Source organism: Mycolicibacter senuensis (genome assembly GCF_003284925.1).
Lineage (GTDB): Bacteria > Actinomycetota > Actinomycetes > Mycobacteriales > Mycobacteriaceae > Mycobacterium > Mycobacterium algericum_A.
This window is the reverse complement of the sequence record NZ_QMEX01000221.1, coordinates 1-4149: the sequence shown is the minus strand read 5'-3', so window position 1 is coordinate 4149 and position 4149 is coordinate 1. Positions and strand designations below refer to the sequence as shown.

At 67.9% G+C, this 4149-nt stretch carries 4 protein-coding genes and 1 pseudogene; 4 read left to right on the top strand and 1 reads right to left on the bottom strand.

All coding sequences use genetic code 11. The features are described from left to right. The 4 genes and pseudogenes from DQP56_RS24905 to rfbA form a co-directional block, all read left to right on the top strand. Positions 1-420: pseudogene (locus DQP56_RS24905) on the top strand (hypothetical protein); the annotation flags it as partial. Between the two features lie 29 nt (positions 421-449). Then, the gene (locus DQP56_RS23045; protein WP_112689353.1) at positions 450-1208 is read left to right on the top strand and encodes a maleylpyruvate isomerase family mycothiol-dependent enzyme; all 759 of its coding nucleotides are present in this window, start codon (positions 450-452) and stop codon (positions 1206-1208) included. 29 nt (positions 1209-1237) lie between these two features. After that, positions 1238-1597, top strand: a complete 360-nt coding sequence (locus tag DQP56_RS23040) for a nuclear transport factor 2 family protein (RefSeq protein ID WP_112689351.1) — start codon at positions 1238-1240, stop codon at positions 1595-1597. Positions 1598-1628: 31 nt separating this feature from the next. After that, the gene (rfbA, locus tag DQP56_RS23035; protein ID WP_112689349.1) at positions 1629-2495 is read left to right on the top strand and encodes a glucose-1-phosphate thymidylyltransferase RfbA; all 867 of its coding nucleotides are present in this window, start codon (positions 1629-1631) and stop codon (positions 2493-2495) included. A 116-nt stretch (positions 2496-2611) separates the two neighbouring features. On the opposite strand, the gene DQP56_RS23030 is transcribed toward rfbA, so the two are convergent. Continuing rightward, entirely contained in the window at positions 2612-3916 is a 1305-nt protein-coding gene (locus tag DQP56_RS23030; protein ID WP_112689347.1) for a pyridoxal phosphate-dependent aminotransferase, read from the bottom strand. Between the last annotated feature and the right edge of the window lie 233 nt (positions 3917-4149).

Genomic DNA, 4149 nt, shown 5'->3' with positions numbered 1-4149 from the left:
CCGCGGGTCGAGATTCCGTCGCCGGCGGCCCCGGCCCCGAAGCAGCCGGAGTTGCCGCCGATCTTCAAGCCGCCCGCCCAGAATCCCCCGAAGAACGACAATCCGTCGTGGCTACCCGGGAACAACGGGGGCGGCAACAAGAAGGACAACCCGTCGTGGCTGCCGGGCAACAACGGGGGCGGCAACCCGTCGTGGCTGCCGGGCGATAACGGCGGCGGCAACAAGGGCGGCAACAAGGGCGGCAACCCGTCACCGTGGCTGCCCGGGGTCGGCACCAACGGCGGCGGCAACAACCCCTGGCTGCCGGGTCTGGGTGGCGGTGGCAGCGGCGTTCGCGGCGGCGGTGGCGGCTCGTGGTTCCCCGACTTCGGTGGCGGGGGTAAAGGTGGTGGCGGCGGCAAGGGCGGCTGGCCCTTCTGAGCGCCCCGATAATCCACTAGCCTGACGGCGTGGATTACGCCGCAGCATTGCTCGATGAGACCCGCGCTTTCGGCGAGCTGGTCCGCGCCGGTGATCCCGGGCTGGCGGTCCCGACCTGCCCGGAGTGGAATCTGACCCAGCTGTTCCGCCATGTCGGGCGGGGCCATCGGTGGGCCGCGCAGATCGTCGCCGACCGATTGGACCACGCACTGGATCCCCGTGACGTCGTCGACGGTAAGCCGCCGGCGGACCCCGACGCGGCCATCGGCTGGCTGAACGACGGCGCCCAACGGGTGCTGGACGCGGTCGCGCAGGTCGGCCCCGACCACCCGGCCTGGACGTTCCTCGGGCCGCGACCGGCGTCCTGGTGGGTGCGCCGCCGGCTGCACGAGGCGACGGTGCACCGGGCCGACGCCGCACTGGCGCTGGGCGGCGATTTCGCCCTGCCGGCGGAGTTGGCCGCCGACGGCATCTCCGAGTTTCTCGACCTGATCACGGTACGCGCCGGGCGCGACGGGCAACCGCCGCTGGCCGACGGCCAGACCGTGCACCTGCATGCCACCGATGACGGACTGGGACAGGCGGGCGAGTGGACCATCAGCCGGTCTGCCGACACCGCCGCGCTCGTCTGGTCGCATGAGCACGGCAAGGGGTCGGTGGCATTGCGGGGTCCGGCCCGCGACCTCTTTGTGGCGATCATGAGCCGGGTTCCGGTGGCCGACACCGACATCGTGGTATTCGGCGACGCGACGGTGTGGCAGGAGTGGGTCGAGCACACCGCCTTCTGAGGGCGATCCCGCACGGTAGTTTGCAGGGCATGAGCACATCGGAGATCGCAACCGTCCTCGCCTGGCATGACGCTTTGGCCGCCGGCGACCTCGACACCTTGGAGCAGTTGTCCAGCGACGGCATCGAGGTGGCCGACGCGAACGGCGCCGCGCAAGGCCATCAGGCGTTGCGGCGATGGGCAGCCGAAGCCGAGATCACCGCCGGCATCGGCCGGATGTATGTGCACGGCGGCGTCGTGGTGGCCGAATTGACCCCCGTCGGCGCCGGGTCCGCCCAGGCGGTCGCGTTCCGGGTGGTGCGCGATCAGGTTGCGGCGGTGTTCCGTCACGACGGCCTGGATGCGGCGCTGGCCGCCACGGATCTCACCGAGGCCGACCGGGTCGACTGAGCCTGCGCTGATGGCGGTTAGGCTCGACGGCATGCGCGGGATCATCCTGGCCGGTGGCTCGGGCACCCGCTTGTATCCGATCACGATGGGCGTCAGCAAGCAGTTGCTGCCGGTCTATGACAAACCGCTGGTCTACTACCCGCTGTGCACCTTGATGCTGGCTGGTATCCGCGACATCCAGGTGATCACCACCGGCCACGACGCGGCGGCGTTTCATCGATTACTCGGTGACGGAAGCGCATTCGGGGTCGACATCAGTTACGCAGTCCAGGACCAGCCCGACGGGCTGGCGCGGGCGTTCGTCATCGGCGCCGACCACATCGGCGCCGAGTCGGTCGCGCTGGTGTTGGGGGACAACATCTTCTACGGTCCCGGCCTCGGCACCAGCCTGCGTCGGCACCAAGCTGTCTCGGGTGCTGTCATTTTCGCCTACTGGATGGCCGATCCGTCAGCCTATGGCGTGATCGAGTTCGATGCCGACGGGACGGCGGTGTCGGTGGAGGAGAAACCGGCGACCCCCAAATCCCACTACGCGATACCGGGCCTGTACTTCTACGACAACGACGTCGTCGAGATCGCCAGGGGCCTAAAGCCTTCGGCGCGTGGCGAATACGAGATCACCGACATCAACCAGGCCTACCTCGAGCAGGGCCGGCTCAGTGTCCAGGCGCTGGCCCGCGGCACCGCCTGGCTGGATACCGGGACGTTCGACTCGCTGCTGGACGCCGGCGACTACGTGCGCACCATCGAGCGTCGCCAGGGACTCAAGATCGGCATTCCCGAGGAGGTGGCCTGGCGGATGGGGTTCATCGACGACGACCAGCTCGCTACCCGAGCCGATGCGCTGCGCAAGTCCGGGTACGGCGATTACCTGTCGGGATTGCTGGAGCGCCGGTGACAGCAGGCTGCGCCAGCCAGAAGCGGTGAACACCTTTCAAGAAGGCGGCGGCAGGGGTAGAACAACCCGCATGGGAACACCGATCCGAGCTGGCCACCGCCGCCGCAACCGCCCTATTACAGCCGGTAGCCCGCCAAGAAGTTGCCCAGCCGTTCGATGGCGCCGGACAACTCGCGGGCCCACGGCAGCGTCACGATGCGCAGATGGTCCGGCGCGGGCCAGTTGAACCCGGTGCCCTGAGTCACCAGGATCTTCTCCTGCAGCAGCAGATCCAAGACCAGTTGCTCGTCGTCCTGGATCGGGTAGACCTCCGGGTCGAGTCGCGGGAACGCATAGAGCGCACCCCTCGGCTTGACGCAGGAGACGCCGGGAATCTCATTGAGCTTGCTCCAGGCCACATCACGTTGTTCGAGCAGTCGACCGCCCGGCAGTACCAGATCGTCGATGCTCTGATGGCCACCCAATGCCACCTGAATGGCGTGCTGCGCCGGCACATTCGGGCACAGCCGCATGTTGGCGAGCAGATTGATGCCCTCCAGGAAACTGGTCGCGTGCTCCTTGGGGCCGGTGATCGCCACCCAGCCGGCCCGGTAACCGGCCACCCGGTAGGCCTTCGACAACCCGTTGAAGGTCAGGCACAGCAGATCCGGCGCCAGGGCGGCCATATTCGTGTGCTCGGCGTCGTCGTAGAGGATCTTGTCGTAGATCTCGTCGGCCAGCAGCAGCAATTGATGCTTGCGGGCCAACTCGGCGATCTGGCTGAGCACCTCCCGCCCGTAGACGGCACCGGTCGGGTTGTTCGGGTTGATCACCACCAGCGCCTTGGTCCGCTCGGTGATCTTCGATTCCATGTCGGCGATGTCGGGCTGCCAGCCCTGAGTCTCGTCGCACAGATAGTGCACCGGCGTTCCACCGGCCAGCGACGTCGATGCCGTCCACAGCGGATAGTCCGGAGCCGGGATCAGCACCTGATCGCCGTTGTCCAGCAGTGCCTGCAGCACCATGCTGATCAGCTCGGAGACCCCGTTGCCCAGATACACGTCGTCGACGTCGAAGCGGGGGAACCCCTCGACCAGTTCATAGCGGGTGACCACCGCGCGCCGCGCCGGCAGGATGCCCTGCGAATCCGAATATCCCTGTGCGTCCGGCAACGCCTGGATCATGTCGCGCATGATCACGTCGGGCGCCTCGAACCCGAACGGCGCCGGGTTGCCGATGTTGAGCTTGAGGATGCGGTGCCCCTCGGCCTCCATCCGGGCGGCCTGGGCGTGGATCGGACCGCGGATCTCGTAGAGAACGTCCTGCAGTTTGGTCGACTGCGCGAACGTCCGCTGCCGCAGCTGGCTGCCGACGGCAGGCCAGGGCATCTGGTGAGGCAACTGGTGAGCGGTCACGTCGACAATGGTTCCATAGCTGTCCAATCAAAATTTGCCCGAGAAACAAGTTGGGGCCGTATGTGCACCCACACGGCCCCAACTTGTTATCTCAGCGTTTGCCCGGCGGTCGTGCTCCGCGCTGGATTCCCAGGCCCTTCACGGCGGGCTGTTCGTTGGGGGCCTCCGCCGGGGCGGCGGCCTCCGGAGCCGCCGCGGGCTCGGTGGCGGACGAGGCCGGCTCCGCAGCGGCCGATGCGGGCTCGGCGGCCGCAGCGGCC